The following is a 17,559-nucleotide window of genomic DNA, read 5'->3' as shown; positions in this document are numbered from 1 at the left end:
ATGCCGCAGGAAGAATTGAAGCGCGGAGCTCATTTTGCAAAAGAATCTGCGCTTCAGACACCCTCATCCGAAGCTTCTTCGTCGCGAGATGACACTGACGACATGGGCTCGTCGGACTACTCCACGGTTGGTCGTTCCGCCGGGCTTATGACCATCCTGACCATCGTGTCTCGCGTCACCGGTTTTATCCGCACGTGGGCAATGGCGGCCGCTATCGGCATGTCGCTACTCTCGTCCTCCTATCAGGTCGCCAACAACCTGCCCAATATGCTCTACGAACTCGTGATGGGCGGCATGCTCGTGACGGCGTTTTTGCCCGTGTACATGGGCGTGAGGCGTGAGCAGGGTCGCGAGGCCTCGAACGAGTACGTGGGCAACCTGCTCGGCATTCTGCTTTTAGTGCTGGGTGGCATTTCGTTGCTGGGGACCGTGTTCGCCCCGGGCTTTATCTGGACGCAATCGTTCCTTTCGGGTGACGGCGGCAGCATGGATACCGCTGCGTTCATGTTCCGTTTCTTTGCCATCCAGATTCTGTTTTATGGTTTGGGCTCGGTGTTTTCGGGCGTTCTCAACGCACACCGCGACTACTTTTGGTCGACGTTTGCCCCGGTCCTCAACAATGTGATCGTCATTGCGAGCTTTATGGGTTTTGCGCCCGTGTCCGCACAGTTTGGCGAACGTGCCGGCATCATCTTGATTGCGGCCGGTACGACCCTCGGTGTCTTTGTTCAGATGGCATGTCAGATTCCCGCGCTTGGCAAGCACGGCGTGCATCCCCATATCCATATCGACTTTAAGGACCCCGCGCTGCGCCAGACGATTGCGCTCGGTATCCCGACGCTGCTCGCCACGGTGTGCATGTTTGTCTCGACTTCTATCACCAACGCTGCCGCGCTGGTGGTCCAGCCCGAGACGGGTCCTTCCGTCATCGCCTATGCGCGCCTGTGGTACACGCTACCCTACGCGCTGATTGCTGCCTCGCTTTCGACGGCGCTCTATACCGAGCTCTCTCACGACGCACAGGAGAAGGATTACGACAGCGTTCGCACGGGCATTTCGCGTGGCGTCGCCCAAATGCTGTTCTTCCTGATTCCGTTCGCGCTGTACCTGATTGTCTTCGCGCGTCCGCTCAACATGATCTACTGTGCTGGCAAGTTCGATGAATCCGGCGTGACGCTGGTGTCCGAGTACCTTGTCTACCTGGCGTTCTCGCTGCCGCTCTACGGCGTGGTCGTATTGATGCAGAAGAGCTTCTCTGCCTTGCTCGACATGAAGCCCTATAGCCGCTATTGCCTGTATTCCGCCATCGGCCAGGCCGGCTCGGTTCTGCTGTTTGGCGTTGTGCTGGGCTTCGGTATGCCGGCAATCGCGCTTTCGTATGTCGTCGACTACGTGATCTTGGTCGGATGTTCGCTATGGTGGCTGCGTCGTCGTCTGCGTGGCCTTCAGGTCAAATCTATCCTGCATGGCGGTTTCTTTGGCCTTTTGCTCGGTGGCCTGGGTGCTGCCGCAGGCGCCGGCGTCATGTGGGCGCTTGAGCACTTTGTCGGGGCACTTGGCGGCTCGATTCTGATTACTCTTGGCTACGTTTGCGTTGCGGGTGTCGTCTCGCTTGCTGTTACCTTTGGCCTTGCCGTCGTCCTTAAGATGCCCGAGGTCTCGGCGCTGCTTCGTCGCAAGTAGGTGCGTGTGGCCGGTCACGACAACATTCCAACACTCGCCGAGCAGGTTTCGCGCGTTCCCACGCAGCCCGGATGTTACCTTTGGAAAGATGCCAAGGGCGATGTCATCTACGTTGGCAAGGCAAAAAACCTGCGTTCCCGTATGCGCCAGTACGTGACACTGCAGGATGAGCGTCAAAAGATCCCGCTGATGATGCAGCTGGTGGCGAGCTTTGACTATATCGTGGTGGAGACCGAGCACGAGGCGCTTGTACTCGAGCGCAACCTGATCGGCCAGTACCATCCGTACTTTAATGTGGACCTTAAGGACGACAAGAGCTATCCCTTTATCGCTATCACCAAGAGCGACCTGTATCCCGCTATCAAATATACGCGCGAGCGTCATAAGCCGGGAACGCGTTATTTTGGTCCCTATACCGATAGCCGTGCGGCACGTGAGACGATAGATACGCTGCGCAAGGTTATCCCCATCTGCTCCGCATCCTGTGCGGAGTGGCGTCGTTGTCGTCGTATCGTCGAGTCCCACAAGGGCGAGGAAGACATCGTCAATATGATTTGCACGCAAAACGGGCGTCCCTGCTTTGACTACCATGTCGGGCGCGGCCCGGGTGCGTGTGTCGGCGCGATTTCTCCTACGGACTATGCCAAGAACGTCAAGCGTGTCGAGCGCTTTTTGTCGGGCCATCGCAAGGATGTCGTCGACGAGCTGACTTCCGAGATGGCGGATGCCGCCGAGGCGCTCGACTTTGAGCGCGCGGCACGCGTCAAACGTCGTTTGGAGGTCATCAGGGGTCTGGACGACCGTCAGCAAGTCGTTTTTCCCTCCAGTGTCGATATCGATGTCATCGGTTTCTATCGCGAGGAGACCATCTCCGCCGCTTGCGTCTTTGTCGTGCGTGAGGGTCGAACGGTTCGAACCTGCGAGTTTATTCTCGATAAGGGTTTGGATGTCGACGAAGAGGAACTTCAATCGGGCTTTCTTAAGCGCTATTACGACGAGACGGCTGATATTCCAGCTGAGATAAACCTCTCTGTCGAGCTTGAGGATGCGGAGGCGCTGGGGGAGTGGCTTGCAGTCAAGCGCGAGCGTTCCTGCCATCTCCATAGGCCGCAGCGTGGCGAAAAGCACCGTTTGCTCGATATGGCATCCAAAAATGCGCGCCATGCCCTCATGCGCTACATGATGCGAACGGGGTACGCTGACGACCGCACCAATCAAGCGCTCCTGGAGCTCGAAAGCGCGCTGGCGCTGCCGGCGCCGCCGATGCGTATCGAGTGCTTCGATATCTCGACGCTGCATGGAACCTTTACGGTCGCCTCGATGGTGGTGTTTACCAACGGACGCGCCGACAAGAGCCAGTACCGTCGTTTTAAAATTCAGGCCGAATTGGACGAGGCAAACGACTTCGTGTCGATGTCCGAGGTTTTGGGACGACGCTATGCTCCCGAGCGCATGGTCGACGAGCGCTTTGGCTCGCGCCCCGATTTGCTCGTTGTCGATGGCGGTAAGCCGCAATTGACCGCTGCGATCAAGCAACTTGAGGCTCTTGGGCTCGATATACCGGTTTGTGGCTTGGCGAAGGCCGATGAGGAAGTTTTCGTGCCTTGGGACGAGACTCCCGTCGTGCTGCCGACCGGGTCTGCTTCGCTCTATCTAATTAAACAGGTTCGCGATGAATCGCACCGTTTTGCCATCACGTTCCATCGCGAGTTGCGCGATAAAGCCATGACGGTTTCGGTACTCGATGACGTTCCAGGCGTGGGACCCACCAGAAAACGTGTCCTTATGCGCCATTTTGGCTCGATGAAGCGTTTGCGCGCGGCGAGCGAGCAAGAGATCGCGGAAGTTCGCGGCATACCTGCCGATGTTGCCAAGGCGGTCCACGAGGCGCTCGTTGCATGGAATGCCGAGCGCGCCGAGGCGGCGGCTGGCCATTCCGATAGCTAAACACGAGCCAAACAACTGATATACATGATTGCGCGATTTTCAACCATTTATTTCGCCATGATTGCCTGCTGGTTTCGGGTTTTATTAAAGCTAAAACGTTTGACTAACCCAAGCGAAAACCCTGCTATCCTGCGGGTTGACGAAGACTGATATCTCACCTCGCCGATACATACTGTCTGGCGAATCGTTTGTCAACGAATTCGGTGAACGGTAGTAAATACCGTTCAAGCGTATGTATGTATCGGTCGCCGAGCGCGGCACCTCAGTTGGGTTCGTCGGTAGGTAAGGTATATATCGTCCGCAAGTTGCGCGGGGGCAAGTCTAGGTGCTCCCGAGTAAGATTCTCTATTGATAGGAGAAGACATGGCCATCATCAACAAGGGTATGTCCAGGCGTTCGTTCCTCGGCCTCACCGGCAGCGTCGCTGCTGTCGCAGGGCTTGGTCTCACCGGCTGCGGTGGCAGCTCTAGCGACGAGGGTTCCGCTTCCGGTTCCACCGATTCCGCCAACCGTGGCGGCGGCGTGATCACCGCTGGTTCCGCTTACGCTCCGTCCAGCTTCGATCCCGCCAGCACCGGCTCCGCTGTGGGCCTGGGTGCTAACTGGCACGTCGTCGAGGGCCTCTACGGCATCGATTACCACGACTACAGCACCTTCAACGAGCTCGCCACCGACGATCCTAAGTCCGTGGACGACACCACTTTCGAGGTCACCATCCGCAAGGGCGCCAAGTTCTCCGATGGCACCGAGGTCACTGCTGACGACGTCGTCGCTTCCTACACCGCTTGCGCTGCTTCTGCTACCTATGCTCCGTTCTTCCAGCCCTTCGAGTCCATCGAGGCCAAGGACGCCAGCACTGTAACGGTCAAGACCAAGGTCCCCAACTTCTCCCTGCTCAAGGATCGTCTGGCCATCATCCGCGTTACCCCGGCTACCCAGGCCGAGGAGGATCGCGCTAAGCAGCCGATCGGCTCCGGCCCCTGGATGTACGACTCTATCTCCGATACCGAGATCACCCTGGTTCCCAACCCCGAGTACAACGGTGAGTATGCTGCCGAGGATAAGAAGATCCAGTACAGCATCCTGACCGACCCCACCGCTCGCGTTACCGCTCAGCAGGAGGGCTCCACGCTCGTTATGGAGCTCGTCACCGCTGACGCCGTCGACCAGCTCGAGAGCGCCGGCTGCAAGATCGATAACGTCCAGGGTTTCGGCACCCGCTTCATCATGTTCAACGTCGCCAAGGAGCCTTGGAACAACGTCAAGGTCCGTCAGGCCGTCATGTACGCGCTCGACACCGAGAAGATGATCACCAACACCTTCGCCGGCCTTGCCACCGCTGCCAGCTGCTACCTGCCCAAGAGCTTCACCAACTATCATGAGGCTTCCACGGTGTACAAGACTGACGCCAAGAAGGCCAAGAAGCTCATCGAAGAGTCTGGCATCACCCCGGGCGCCATCACCCTGCGCACCACCGACAACGAGCAGATCAAGGGCATGGCCGCCCAGGTCAAGAACGACCTCGACGCTCTCGGCTTCGATGTGACCATCCAGACCGATACCTCGCCGGCCACCTACGCTGCCATCGACGGCGGCGAGGCCTACGATATCCTTCTCGCTCCTGGCGATCCGTCCTGCTTCGGCGCCGACCCCGACCTGCTGCTCAACTGGTGGTACGGCGACAACGTCTGGATGCAGACCCGTTGCCCGTGGAAGGAGTCCGCTGAGTGGGAGAAGCTCCACGGTCTCATGGACGAGGCTCTTGCCGCCGAGGGTGACGAGCAGCAGAAGAAGTGGAACGAGTGCTTCGATATCATCGCCGACAACGCCGTTCTGTACCCCGTTGTCCACGTCAAGACCGTCTCCGCTTCCTGGGACGATCCGTCCACCGCGCCCAACGGCGAGGCCCTCGATGGCTTCAAGGGCATCGGCACGACGAGCATGTCCTTCAGGGGCGTCGCGACCGTCAAGGCCTAAGACTCGCTTGAGTCATATGTGGGGCGTCGGTCGTAAGGCAACGTCCTCATAGTTGAAACAAAGACCCGGGCGGCCTCGATGTCGCTCGGGTCTTGTAATGAGTATCCATACTCATATACCAGTTGGTCCTACCGACAAAAGAAAGGGGAGAGAACGTGAACAACTTTCTACGTTTGATTGGAAGGCGTCTCGTGGCGCTGCCGATCATGGCATTGGGCGTCACCGTCCTGGTGTTCTTCCTTATGTCGTTCTCCAAGACCGACCCCGCCTATACGGCGTTGGGTGACGGTGCCTCGCCCGAGGCGGTTGCCGAGTACCATGAGAAGTATGGTCTGGACGACCCCTGGCCCGTGCGCTACGTGCGCTATATGGGCGATCTGATCCATGGTGACATGGGCACCTATGGTGCTGCTCGCAACTCCGTTGCCAAGCGCATCTCCACGGCCCTGCCCGTCACGATGCAGCTGACCTTTATCGGTCTTGCCATCGGCGCGGTCGTCTCGTTTTTGCTCGGCGTCATCGCGGCACTGTATCGCGATAAATGGCCGGACCAAGTGATCCGCGTCTTCTCCATCGCCGGCTTGGCAACCCCGTCGTTCTGGCTTGCCGTTCTGTTGATTCTGCTGTTCTCTTCCTACCTTAAGGTGCTCCCGGCGTCCGGTGCTTTGCCTCACTTCACCACCAACCCGGCTGGCTATCTGGGACGTATGATCATGCCCGCTATCGCTCTGGCATTCCCGCTGACGGGCCAGATGACTCGTATCGTGCGTACGGCCATGGTCGAGGAGCTCGATAAGGACTATGTCCGTATGGCTCGCGGCGCCGGCGTTCCCGAGAAGGTCGTCGTCGGCATCAACGTCTTGCGCAACGCGCTGATCACCCCGGTCACCACCCTCGGTCTTAAGATCGGCTACCTCATGGGCGGTGCCGTCGTCATCGAGGTCATCTTCAACCTCCCCGGCATGGGTACCGCGATCCTGCAGGGCGTTCAGGGCAACGAGGCGAACCTGGTTCAGGGCGTCGTCATCGTCGTTGCTCTTGCCTTCATCATCATCAACATCGTGGTTGACATGCTCTACCTGCTCATCAACCCGCGCATCAGGACGGTGTAGATTATGGTAAAGATTCGAGAGAAGCAAACCGAGCAGCTCGAGAAAGCTGCCTCCAAGGGGCTCAAGCTCGGTGGCTGGAAGAAGATGACGTTGTCTTCTAAGATTGCCGCCGTCGTGCTGGCGCTGGTCGCCCTGACCGCGATTCTGGCGCCTCTTCTTGCCCCCTATAGCCCGGTCGAGATTTTCACTGCTCGCCAGGCTCCCGGCAACGGATTTATCTTCGGTACCGACGATAAGGGTCGCGACATTCTGTCGCGCATGCTCTACGGTGGTCGTTACTCGCTGATCATCGGCTTTGGCGCCACTGCCATGGCTCTGGTCTGCGGCTCGGTCGTGGGCGCCCTCGCGGCGGTTTCGCGCAAGTCCGTTTCCGAGGCGATCATGCGCATCCTGGACATCATCATGTCCATCCCGGGCATCGCCCTCGCGGCCGTCTTCGTCTCCATCCTGGGCAATTCCGTGCCGTCGATCATCTTCGCCATCGGCTTTATGTACACTCCGCAGATTGCCCGTATCGTGCGCGCCAACATCGTGTCCGAGTACGGCGAGGACTATGTCCGCGCGGTCATCGTTTCCGGCGCCAAGGCTCCGTGGATTTTGATTAAGCACGTCCTGCGCAACTGCATCGCCCCGATTATGGTCTTCACCGTTACCCTGGTAGCCGACGCCATCATCTTCGAGGCCTCGCTGACCTTTATCGGCGCCGGTATTCAGGAGCCTACCGCTACCTGGGGCAACATCCTCGCCGATGCTCGCGGTGGCGTGCTCGCTGGCCGTTGGTGGCAGGCGCTGTTCCCGGGCCTGGCCATCATGATCACGTGCCTGGCACTCAACATCCTGTCCGAGGGTATTACCGACGCCATGGCCGCTGCTCCCTCCGCCGCCCTGGATCCGACCGATTCCTCCAAGCGCCGCGAGGCCGACCTGCTGGTCTCCGACCCCGTTCGCGCCTACAAGGAGCAGGCTCAGTCCCTGTCCGCTCGCCTTGGCGCCCTGCGCGATGTCGAACTCAAGCGTAACGACCGCCATGTTCCCGATGAGTCCGTTGAGCCGATCCTTTCGGTCCGCGATTTCTGCATCCAGTTTGAGCACCACGGTGACATCAACGTCGTCGACCACGTTAACTTTGACGTCCGTCCCGGTCAGACCATGGGCCTGGTCGGCGAGTCCGGCTGCGGTAAGTCCATCACCACGCTGGCCATCATGGGCCTGACCGACGATGACGAGCATCTTTCCGGTGAGGTTCTCTGGGAGGGCCGCGACCTGCTCAAGATGAGCAAGAAGGAGTGGTTCGGCCTGCGCGGTACCGATATCGCCATGGTCTATCAGGACGCCCTGTCCTCGCTCAACCCCTCCATGCTCATCTCTGCCCAGATGAAGCAGCTCACCAAGCGCGGCGGCACCCGCAGCGCCGAGGAGCTCCTGGAGCTCGTGGGCCTCGACCCCAAGCGTACGCTCGAGAGCTATCCGCATGAGCTTTCCGGTGGTCAGCGTCAGCGCGTTCTGATCGCTATGGCCCTTACCCGCGACCCCAAGCTGGTCATCTGCGACGAGCCCACGACCGCTCTGGACGTTACCGTCCAGAAGCAGGTCATCAAGCTGCTTAACGACCTTCAGGCCAAGCTCGGCTTTGCCATGATCTTCGTTTCGCACGACCTGGCACTGGTCGCCGAGGTCGCCCATAACATCACGGTTATGTACGCCGGTCAGGTTATCGAGCAGGCGCCCACCAAGGAGCTGCTCACCAACCCGATTCACGAGTACACCCGCGGCCTTCTGGGTTCCGTCCTGTCCATCGAGAGCGGTTCGGGCCGCCTGCACCAGGTGCCCGGCGCCGTTCCGAGCCCGCGCGATTTCCCCAAGGGCGATCGCTTCGCACCCCGCTCGAGCCATCCGCGTATTGGCCTGGACACCCGTCCGGTCTTCAAGCGCGTGCCCGGTACCGAGCACTTCTATTCCGAGCTCCCCGACGAGGTGCTCAAGGCAAATGGTTTGACCCCTCACGCGGAGGTGATGTAGATGAGCGAGACCGCAGTCAACGGCGTCGAGCCGATCATCTTCCTTGATGACGTCCACGTCACCTTTAGGACCCGTACCGGCTCGATTCTGCACCCCAACCTGGTTCACGCCGTCCAGGGTGTAACGATTAAGCTCATGCCCGGTCAGACGATCGGCATCGTCGGCGAGTCCGGTTGCGGTAAGTCCACCACCGCCAACGTCATGTGCGGCCTGCAGGCCCCCACGAGCGGCAAGGTCTACTTTAAGGGCAAGGACGTTACCAAACGTACCGCCGAGGACCGTCGCCACATGGGTCGCGTCATCTCAGTTGTGTTCCAGAACCCGGCCACGGCGCTCAATCCCCGCATGGTCGTTCGCGAGCAGCTGCTCGACCCCATGCGCGTCCACAACCTGGGTACCGAGGCCGAGCAGGAGAAGCGCGTCAAAGAGCTCCTGGAGCTCACCGGTCTGCCCAGCTCCGCCGCCGAGGTTCTTCCCGGTCAGCTTTCGGGCGGCCAGCGCCAGCGCGTCGCAATTGCCCGTGCCCTGTCGCTGAACCCCGATGCCATCATCGCCGACGAGCCCACCTCGGCTCTGGACGTTTCGGTCCGCGCGCAGATTCTGAACCTGCTGACCGACCTTAAGAAGGAGCTCGGCCTGGCCATGGTGTTCATCAGCCATGACATCCAGACGGTCCGCTATATCTCTGACGACATCATCGTTATGAATGGCGGCAAGATCGTCGAGCAGGGCGAGGCCAAGCAGGTCTTCCAGCACCCCCAGGACCCCTACACCAAGATGCTGCTCGGCGCTGCGCCGTCGCTGCTGCACCCCAAGCTCGGCGAATAGCCTCGCTTTCCCTCCCGTGCGCCCGGTTCCCTTGCCGGGCGCACCTCCGTTGCGATTTCGAAAGGTTGGGTTCACGAGCCATGCCAAGTGCTCAGGAGCTACAACATCAATTTGGTGAATATCGAGGCGCCATGCCCCGTCCATCAGATTTCGATCTCTTTTGGAAGGATCGCATGGCCGAGGCCGACGCCGTCGGGCTTGACTATGCGATCGACACGGCATCGGTCACCGATGCCGCGACCTGCCAACTTTTCGACCTCTGGTATACCGGCATGTGTGGCGCTCGCCTGCATGCCAAGTACCTTAAACCCGTCTCGGACGAGCCCGTGCCATTGGTGCTTCAGTTCCATGGGTATCCGGGTGCAAGCCGCAGCTGGTTTGAGCAGGCGTCGTTTGCGGGCATGGGCATGGCACTCATCGCCCTCGACTGCCCCGGCCAAGGAGGTCCCTCCGAGGACATTGGTGGATTTGAGGGCACAACGGTTGCCGGGCATATCGTCGCCGGCATCGACGGCGACCCGGCCAACCTCTACTATGTCCGCTTGCACCAAGATATTCGCATCCTGTGCCGTATTGTTCGCGAGCTCGAGGGCATCGATCTTTCCCGTGTGTTTGTGAACGGCGCGTCGCAGGGTGGCGGTTTGGGCATTGCGACCTGTGCGCTTAACAGTGAGCTTATCAATCGTGCCGCCATCCTCTATCCCTTCCTGTCAGATTTCCGCCTGGTCTGGGATTTGGATGCCGACGACATTGCCTACGAGGGCCTGCGCTATTGGTCTCGCTGGTTTGACGAGGACTCGACTCGTATTGACGAAGCCTATGCCAAGCTGGCGTACTTCGATTCCAAGAACTTTGCCCTTATGGTCAAATGCCCCGTGCTGTTTGGCACTGGCACAGCCGATATCGTCTGTCCGCCAGCGACGCAGTTTGCGGTCTATAACAACCTGACCTGTGAAAAGCGTCATGAGTTCTTTGAAGGCTTTGGCCACGAGGAGATTCAGGATTTTGACGATCTGATCATTCCGTTTTTCTGCAAGGGAGGGGAGGCTCATGTCTAAGTGCGAGAGCAATGTCAATGGGCTGATTGTCCCCGGGCTTGTGGGAATTCCTGGAACGGTTTCGTCAAGGCTCGCAGAATATCGGGACTGGCGCGGTGATGTCCATGCAGATGTTTCTGATTTAGAGACATGCGCTTCGAATCTTGAGATTCAAGGCCCGGCCATTACGGCGATTGACTTTGTTAACCCCTGCGCCCGTTACTCGGAGGTCTCCTTTGAGCTCGGTGACGATGCGATTCACGCTCGTTTGATTGAGCCTGTCGGTCGTGCCCGAGTATCTGAGCGCGTGCCGCTGTGCCTGATGTTCCACGACATCGATCGGCCTGTGCGCGGCTGGCATCACATGACGAGATTTGCCGCCATGGGGTATGCCGTGCTTGCACTGGACGATGAGGTGATTGGACCCAGCGATCTGCGGCAGGGGATTACTTCGCCTGCTTTTGTCAGGCGCGTCCGTTGGGGCTGTGCGTTGGCGAAGGTCGCGCGCAATCTTGATGGCATGGACCCCGACCGCATCTTTGCATGGGGCGAGGGTCTAGGCGGTGGAGTCGCGCTGGCGGTTTCTGCTCTGGACGAGCGGGGTCTCGCCTGCACGGCGGTTGCCAATCCGCTTCCCGGCGGCCTCGAGGCGCTGTCGTCTCGGGTGCGCGGCTCGGTGCTCATGGGCACATCGCTCATGGATACCGTGAGCGATCCCAAGGATCAGTTTGCCGTATTCAACGGTCTTGAGTGTGACCGGAGGCATATCATCTATGCCAAATACGCTCACGAGCGCATCAATGCGTTCGAAAACGAAGTCGTCGACTTTTTTAACCAAACGTTCTACCCGTGTTCTTTGGCCTAGACGGCCTGGACACTGCCAACAAGAGTGGGCGGCATAGGGCTGCCCACCAGACAACTAAGGAGATTCTTGTGGCAACTCAGAAATTCACCGGCGTTATCCCTCCCGTCGTTGTTCCCGATACCGAAGACCACCAGCTCGATGTTGCCTCCTTTGAGCGCAGCATCAACCGCATGATCGATGCCGGCGTCGATGGCTTGTTCTTCCTGGGCTCCTCGGGCGAGGTCGTCTTCTCCACCGACGAGCGTCGCCGTCAGATCATCGCCGAGGCCGTCCGCATCGTCGACCACCGCGTTCCCGTTCTGGTCGGCATCATCGACACCGAGACCGAACGCATGATCGAGCACGGTAAGGTCGCTCAGGAGCTGGGCGCCGATGCGCTTGTCGCCACCTGCCCGTTCTATGCCCTGCAGGGCATGACCGAGGTCGAGGAGCACTTCCGCATCCTGCATGAGGAACTCGACCTGCCCATCTTCGCCTACGACATTCCCGTGTGTGTCCACACCAAGCTCCCTTGGAAGCTCCTTGCCAAGCTCGGTGCCGAGGGCGTTCTGGCCGGCGTCAAGGATTCCTCGGGTGATGACATCTCGTTCCGCTACCTCGTTCAGGAGAACGAGAAGAACGGCCATCCGATGAGCATTCTCACCGGTCACGAGGTTGTTGTCGACGGCGCCTACCTCGGTGGCGCCGACGGTTCCGTCCCGGGTCTCGCCAACGTTGAGCCCGAGGGCTACGTACGTCAGTGGAAGGCCGCTCAGGCTGGTGACTGGGCTACCGTCAAGGCCGAGCAGGACCGCCTCAATGAGATTTCGCACATCTGGGATGTCACCTCGGGCGTCCAGGGCTATGCCGGTGGCGTCGGCGCCTTCAAGACCGCTATGAACCTCATGGGCATCTTCGACAGCCCGACCATGCCGCGCCCGGTGAAGGCCATGACCGGCGAGAACGTCGAGGCGATTAAGAAGGTCCTCCAGGACAACGGTCTCCTGTAAAGCTTCCCCGGGCACCCGATCTTGGGGCTCAAGCGGTCGAGCGTGACCCATTAGGTCAACGCCCGACCGCTTGAGCCCCAACCTCGGGCACTCGGGAAACCTTTACCAAGCTGCGGCGATAACGCCGCCTTCATTTCCTGTAGTTGTTTTTTATCTCCTAAGGAGAGCGACATGGAGAACAAGTACATTTGCTCCGTTGATATCGGCGGAACTAAGATCGCGACTGCCATCATGGAGTACCCGGCTGACGGTAGTGTGCCCCATCCCGTTTTTGAGGCCGAGGTTCCCACCGAGGCCCAAGAGGGCGGCGAGGCCGTCTTCCAGCGTATCGAGGCGTCCATCAAGGCTGCTCTCGAGGCGAATCCCGATGTCGAGGTCCTTGGCGTCGGCATTGGTGCCGCCGGCGTCGTCGATCCCAAGACGGGCGCCATCGCGTATGCCAACGAGATCATGCCCGGCTGGTCCGGCGTTCAGTTGGGGCCGCGTCTGCGCGAGGACCTTGGTCTCCCCGTTGCCGTTGTGGGCGACGTGCAGGCTCATGCTCTGGGCGAGGCCCACTGGGGCGTCGGCAAGGGCAAGTTCTCCGTCTTGTGCCTGGGCATCGGCACGGGCATCGGCGGCGCATATGTCGAGAACGGCCGCGTGATGCAGGGCTTCCATGGTGCTGCCGGCCATATGGGCCACATCGAGTGCTCGGCTGCCGCCGGCATTCCCTGCGCCTGCGGGCGTTCCGGCCATCTTGAGTCGGTTGCTTCGGGCACTTCCATTGGTCGTATGTACGATGAGCGCTTTGGTCGCGTCGACCCCAGCCGTCCTTCGGTCGGTCGCGATGTGAACGACCTGTGCCGTGCGGGCGACGCAAAGGCGACCGAGGTTATCCATGACGCCGGCTTTGCGCTGGGGGCCAGCTTGGGCTCGCTCGCTAACATCCTGGACCCAGAGGTCATCGTGCTTTCGGGCGGCGTGATTCACCAAGGTCCCGATTGGCGTTCGCAGACGTGGAAGGATTCGGTGCACGAGGGCTATGCCAGCCAGGCGCTCGATCCGCTTCAGGACACGCCGATCCTCATCGGTTCTCTGGAGGGCGATGCTCCGCTCATCGGTGCCGCTGAGCATCTTCTTGCCTCGTTGAAGTAAACGTATCTGCTGTAGGAGCCTCCCGAGACAACACGCCTCGGGAGGCTGTTCTGAGAAAGGTTACAGCCTTATGACCGTCGATCCTTTGATTCAATCCCTGAAGGGCAAGCTCGTCGTGAGCGTTCAGGCGTATATGGGCGAGCCGCTTCGTACGCCTGAGACCATGGCTCAAATGTCTCGCGCTTGCGAGCTCGGCGGCGCCGCCGCCATTCGCTGCCAGGGCCTTGCCGACATTGCCGCCATTAAGGGTCGCTGTGAGGTTCCCGTCATCGGCCTGTGGAAGGATGGGCACGAGGGCGTTTACATCACGCCGACGCTGCGCCACGCTCGCGCCTGCGTTGCTGCGGGTGCCGATATCGTGGCGATCGACGCCACCGATCGTCCGCGCCCCGATGGCAAAACGGTCGAGGATACCTTCCGCCCGCTGCACGAGGAGGGTGTGCTCCTGATGGCGGATTGTGCCACCATCGAGGACATTCGCCGTGCTGTTGATATGGGCTTTGACCTGGTATCCACCACGCTTTCTCACGGCGTCGCCGCCATCGACTGCACCATGGCCGATGGCCCCGATCTGCCGCTCCTGCGTCAGGCGACCGAGGAATTCCCCGGTCTTCCCATCATCTGCGAGGGCCGCGTGCACACGCCCGAGGAGGCTCGCGCCGCGATCGATGCTGGCGCCTGGGCCGTTGTCGTCGGCACCGCCATCACGCACCCCACGAGTATTACGAGTTGGTTCAAGGCTGCGCTTGAGGCGTAAGACAGGCCTCGTATCCGCTCGGGGCGGTATACTCAATATAGGCAATTGACCGCGCGGGATCCGGGTTGCTGGGTCCCGCGCTTGTTTTCGGGAGGCAGCACATGCAAAAGGGAGATGCCATGGATGCGGCGGAGCGCTCGGAGCGCATCCCCGATATCGTCATCATCACCGGAATGTCCGGATCGGGCCGCACGCAGGCCATGCACGTGTTCGAGGACATGGGCTATTTTTGCATCGATAACCTGCCTCCACGTCTCATCGCCCAGCTTGCCGAGCTCGTCGGCATCAATACGGGCGTGGGCAGGCATCTCGCCGTCACCTGCGATTTGCGTAGCCAGGGACTGTTTGACGAGCTGCTCGATGCGGTCGCCGCGCTCGAAGAGCGCGAGATGAGCTGCGACATCGTGTTCCTGGAGGCTTCTGACGAGGTGCTGATTCGTCGCTACAGCGAAAATCGCCGCCGTCATCCCATTGCCAAGCCGGGGGAGACTACGGCCGATGCCATTCAGCGCGAGCGCCTTCAGCTTCAGGGCGTGCGCGACCGAGCCGATATGATTATCGACACGAGCCGTCTGCGCACCTCTGCGTTGCGCAACAAGCTACGTATGGCATTTTCCGAGCTGTCCGACCAGCAGCTCATGGACGTCCACGTGTTCTCGTTTGGCTTTAAGCACGGCATGCCCGTCGAGGCGGACATTATGATCGACGTCCGCTTCCTGCCTAATCCGTTCTACGATCCCGAGATGCGCACGATGACCGGTCTCGATAAAAAGGTCTCCGATTTTGTTCTGGACCATCCCAAGACGCAGGAGTTTTGGAAGGCTTGGACACAGCTGCTCGATACGGTGATGCCGGGCTATATCGCGGAGGGTAAGCCGCAGCTTTCTATCGCCATCGGTTGCACGGGCGGCCAGCACCGCAGCGTTGCCATTGCCGAGGCCACGGCCCGTTACCTGGAAGGCGCTCAGTATCATGTGAGCATCTCCCACCGCGACCTGTCGCGCGCCAACACGAAGGCATAGGCCTGCATGTCGTTTACCGCTGAGGTGCGCGACGAGCTTGCGCGCTGCGAACCCGAATGTGAATACTGCGACTTGTCGACGCTTGCCGCCCTCACGCGTGTGAGCGGTACGCTCTCGCTTACCGGCTCTGGGCGGTATCGTTTGACGGTTGCGACTGAGACGGGAGCCGTCGCGCGCACGATGATCACGCTGACGCATCGTATCCTTAAGCTCAAAACGGAGTTCACCGTCCGCAAATCTGTCTTGCATAAGGTTCGAAACTACCTCATCACCTTGCCTGATCAGCCCGATTTGGATAAGGCTCTGGTGCTGCTGGGCATTCTCGACCGTAGGGGAGGGCTCGTCGCAGGTGTGCCGCGTCACATTGTCGCCCGTCCTTGCTGTAGACTTGCCTATATCCGCGGCGCGCTCATCGCGGGCGGCTTCGTGGCCGATCCACGCGGCGATTTTCATTTGGAGATCGCTGTGCAGGGCGAGCAATATGCCAAGGGACTTTGCGATCTGTTGGAGCAGATTGGGGTCCATGCTCGTGTTAATGCACGGCGGGGGTCATATGCCGTGTACATTAAGAGCGCCGAGGAAATCGAGCATCTATTAAAGCTGATTGGTGCCAAGCGCAGCGTTGCCGAGATTGAGGAGGCGCGCGCGGTCAAGTTGGTTAAGAACGATGTGAACCGTCGCGTGAATGCCGAGCTCGCCAACCAGACCAGAAGCGCCGGTGCTGCCCAACATCAGCTTGCGCTTATCGATGAGCTCGAGCAGCGTGGCCTTCGCGATGCGCTTCCGGATGCCTTGGCGGTCTTTTGCGACCTGCGCGAGCGCTATCCCGATCTGTCGCTGCGTGATTTGGGGGAGATGGCTGACCCTCCCTTGTCGAAGTCAGCCCTCTACCATCGTGTTTTACGGCTTGAAAAGCTCATTGAAGCAAACAGGTAGTTTGAAGTAACGACTTATATATGGATTTAGCTGCTATTTTAGTCTTTAAAACGTTTTAACGTAAATTTGATTTTCAATTTCGAGCATTCTCGTGAAATTCAAGTCAAAAAAAAGGTATATTAGGCGAGTGGTTAGTTTGTGGGCCTCAACGGCGGGCGCTGTAGCTCGCGGGGGCCTTACGAAAGGAGACACAATGGCAGTAAAGGTTGCTATTAACGGCTTCGGTCGCATCGGTCGTCTGGCTTTCCGTCAGATGTTCGGTCATGAGGGCTCCGAGATCGTCGCTATCAACGACCTCACCTCTCCCGATATGCTCGCTTACCTGCTGAAGTACGACTCCACGCAGGGCAACTACGCTCGCGATCACGAGGTCGTTGCTGGCGAGGATTCCATCACCGTTGACGGCAAGGAGATCAAGATCTACAAGGAGGCCGACGCTAACAACCTGCCTTGGGGCGACCTTGACGTCGACGTCGTTCTCGAGTGCACCGGCTTCTACACCAGCAAGGCTAAGGCTCAGGCCCACATCAACGCTGGCGCCAAGAAGGTCGTCATCTCCGCTCCGGCCGGCAGCGATCTGCCCACCATCGTGTACAACGTCAACCATGAGACGCTGACCGCTGAGGACAACATCATCTCCGCTGCTTCCTGCACCACCAACTGCCTCGCCCCGATGGCCAAGGGTCTGAACGACTTCGCTCCCATCGTGTCCGGCATCATGACCACCATCCACGCCTTCACCGGCGACCAGATGCCGCTCGACGGCCCGCAGCGCAAGGGCAACTTCCGTCGCTCCCGCGCCTGCTCCGAGAACATCGTCCCGAACACCACGGGCGCTGCCAAGGCCATCGGCCTGGTTCTCCCCGAGCTCAACGGCAAGCTCATCGGTGCCGCCCAGCGCGTCCCGACGCCGACCGGCTCGCTGACCAACCTCTACGCCGTCGTTGACAAGAAGGTCACCGTCGACGAGGTCAACGCTGCCATGAAGGCCTACGCCGAGACCATCCCCGAGACCTTCGCCTACAACGAGGACCAGATCGTCTCCCGCGACATCGTCGGCGAGACCCACGGCTCCATCTTCGACGCCACTCAGACCATGTGCTCTGACCTCGGCAACGGCCAGACCCTCGTTCAGGTCACCTCTTGGTACGACAACGAGAACTCCTACACCTCTCAGATGGTCCGCACCATCAAGTACTTCGAGAAGTTCGTTGCTTAATTTAGCTTTTAGCGAATAGCTCGTTGAGCGT

General features: G+C 59.8%; 14 protein-coding genes. All 14 read left to right on the top strand.

What is annotated here, in order from left to right; translation table 11 throughout:
• Positions 1-102 precede the first annotated feature (102 nt).
• The 14 genes from murJ (at position 103) to gap (ending at position 17,528) form a co-directional block, all read left to right on the top strand.
• On the top strand, positions 103-1,683 hold the full coding sequence (murJ, locus tag AAAX75_RS01330) for a murein biosynthesis integral membrane protein MurJ (RefSeq protein WP_349090843.1): 1,581 nt from the start codon (positions 103-105) through the stop codon (positions 1,681-1,683).
• Between the two features lie 6 nt (positions 1,684-1,689).
• Entirely contained in the window at positions 1,690-3,630 is a 1,941-nt protein-coding gene (gene uvrC, locus AAAX75_RS01325) for an excinuclease ABC subunit UvrC (RefSeq protein WP_349090842.1), read from the top strand.
• Positions 3,631-3,993: 363 nt separating this feature from the next.
• A complete protein-coding gene (locus AAAX75_RS01320; protein ID WP_349090841.1) occupies positions 3,994-5,607 on the top strand; it encodes an ABC transporter substrate-binding protein in 1,614 nt (537 codons plus the stop codon).
• A 155-nt stretch (positions 5,608-5,762) separates the two neighbouring features.
• The gene (locus AAAX75_RS01315; RefSeq protein WP_022094871.1) at positions 5,763-6,719 is read left to right on the top strand and encodes an ABC transporter permease; all 957 of its coding nucleotides are present in this window, start codon (positions 5,763-5,765) and stop codon (positions 6,717-6,719) included.
• Positions 6,720-6,722: 3 nt separating this feature from the next.
• Positions 6,723-8,738 (top strand): dipeptide/oligopeptide/nickel ABC transporter permease/ATP-binding protein, encoded by a 2,016-nt coding sequence (locus AAAX75_RS01310; protein ID WP_117848733.1) that lies wholly within the window; start codon positions 6,723-6,725, stop codon positions 8,736-8,738.
• On the top strand, positions 8,739-9,566 hold the full coding sequence (locus AAAX75_RS01305; RefSeq protein ID WP_006236159.1) for an ABC transporter ATP-binding protein: 828 nt from the start codon (positions 8,739-8,741) through the stop codon (positions 9,564-9,566).
• A gap of 80 nt (positions 9,567-9,646) precedes the next feature.
• Positions 9,647-10,624 carry an acetylxylan esterase gene (locus tag AAAX75_RS01300; RefSeq protein ID WP_349090840.1) on the top strand — a complete coding sequence of 326 codons (978 nt, stop codon included), beginning with the start codon at positions 9,647-9,649 and terminating at the stop codon, positions 10,622-10,624.
• Positions 10,617-11,468: an acetylxylan esterase gene (locus AAAX75_RS01295; protein WP_349090839.1), complete on the top strand. Its 852-nt coding sequence runs from the start codon at positions 10,617-10,619 to the stop codon at positions 11,466-11,468. Before AAAX75_RS01300 ends, AAAX75_RS01295 begins: the two co-directional genes overlap by 8 nt.
• A gap of 68 nt (positions 11,469-11,536) precedes the next feature.
• Positions 11,537-12,457, top strand: coding sequence for a dihydrodipicolinate synthase family protein (locus AAAX75_RS01290; protein WP_035138887.1), 921 nt, complete (start codon positions 11,537-11,539; stop codon positions 12,455-12,457).
• Between the two features lie 171 nt (positions 12,458-12,628).
• Positions 12,629-13,594, top strand: a complete 966-nt coding sequence (locus tag AAAX75_RS01285; RefSeq protein WP_270226818.1) for an ROK family protein — start codon at positions 12,629-12,631, stop codon at positions 13,592-13,594.
• A gap of 70 nt (positions 13,595-13,664) precedes the next feature.
• Positions 13,665-14,351, top strand: coding sequence for an N-acetylmannosamine-6-phosphate 2-epimerase (locus AAAX75_RS01280; RefSeq protein WP_022094877.1), 687 nt, complete (start codon positions 13,665-13,667; stop codon positions 14,349-14,351).
• 101 nt (positions 14,352-14,452) lie between these two features.
• Positions 14,453-15,373: an RNase adapter RapZ gene (gene rapZ, locus AAAX75_RS01275; RefSeq protein WP_022094878.1), complete on the top strand. Its 921-nt coding sequence runs from the start codon at positions 14,453-14,455 to the stop codon at positions 15,371-15,373.
• 6 nt (positions 15,374-15,379) lie between these two features.
• Positions 15,380-16,309 (top strand): DNA-binding protein WhiA, encoded by a 930-nt coding sequence (whiA, locus tag AAAX75_RS01270; protein WP_117800625.1) that lies wholly within the window; start codon positions 15,380-15,382, stop codon positions 16,307-16,309.
• Positions 16,310-16,502: 193 nt separating this feature from the next.
• Positions 16,503-17,528, top strand: coding sequence for a type I glyceraldehyde-3-phosphate dehydrogenase (gene gap, locus AAAX75_RS01265; protein ID WP_055286941.1), 1,026 nt, complete (start codon positions 16,503-16,505; stop codon positions 17,526-17,528).
• Positions 17,529-17,559: the final 31 nt, after the last annotated feature.

Origin of the sequence: Collinsella sp. CLA-ER-H7, assembly GCF_040092345.1 — a bacterium.
GTDB lineage: Bacteria > Actinomycetota > Coriobacteriia > Coriobacteriales > Coriobacteriaceae > Collinsella.
This window is presented reverse-complemented; position numbering and strand designations above follow the sequence as displayed.

Excerpts from the sequence above, each read along its gene's own strand:
- AAAX75_RS01285 (WP_270226818.1), top strand. The coding sequence starts at position 12,629 with ATGGAGAACAAGTACATTTGCTCCGTTGATATCGGCGGAACTAAGATC.
- AAAX75_RS01300 (WP_349090840.1), top strand. The coding sequence starts at position 9,647 with ATGCCAAGTGCTCAGGAGCTACAACATCAATTTGGTGAATATCGAGGC.
- AAAX75_RS01310 (WP_117848733.1), top strand. The coding sequence starts at position 6,723 with ATGGTAAAGATTCGAGAGAAGCAAACCGAGCAGCTCGAGAAAGCTGCC.
- AAAX75_RS01295 (WP_349090839.1), top strand. The coding sequence starts at position 10,617 with ATGTCTAAGTGCGAGAGCAATGTCAATGGGCTGATTGTCCCCGGGCTT.
- rapZ (WP_022094878.1), top strand. The coding sequence starts at position 14,453 with ATGCAAAAGGGAGATGCCATGGATGCGGCGGAGCGCTCGGAGCGCATC.
- murJ (WP_349090843.1), top strand. The coding sequence starts at position 103 with ATGGGCTCGTCGGACTACTCCACGGTTGGTCGTTCCGCCGGGCTTATG.
- AAAX75_RS01280 (WP_022094877.1), top strand. The coding sequence starts at position 13,665 with ATGACCGTCGATCCTTTGATTCAATCCCTGAAGGGCAAGCTCGTCGTG.
- AAAX75_RS01320 (WP_349090841.1), top strand. The coding sequence starts at position 3,994 with ATGGCCATCATCAACAAGGGTATGTCCAGGCGTTCGTTCCTCGGCCTC.
- AAAX75_RS01305 (WP_006236159.1), top strand. The coding sequence starts at position 8,739 with ATGAGCGAGACCGCAGTCAACGGCGTCGAGCCGATCATCTTCCTTGAT.
- gap (WP_055286941.1), top strand. The coding sequence starts at position 16,503 with ATGGCAGTAAAGGTTGCTATTAACGGCTTCGGTCGCATCGGTCGTCTG.
- whiA (WP_117800625.1), top strand. The coding sequence starts at position 15,380 with ATGTCGTTTACCGCTGAGGTGCGCGACGAGCTTGCGCGCTGCGAACCC.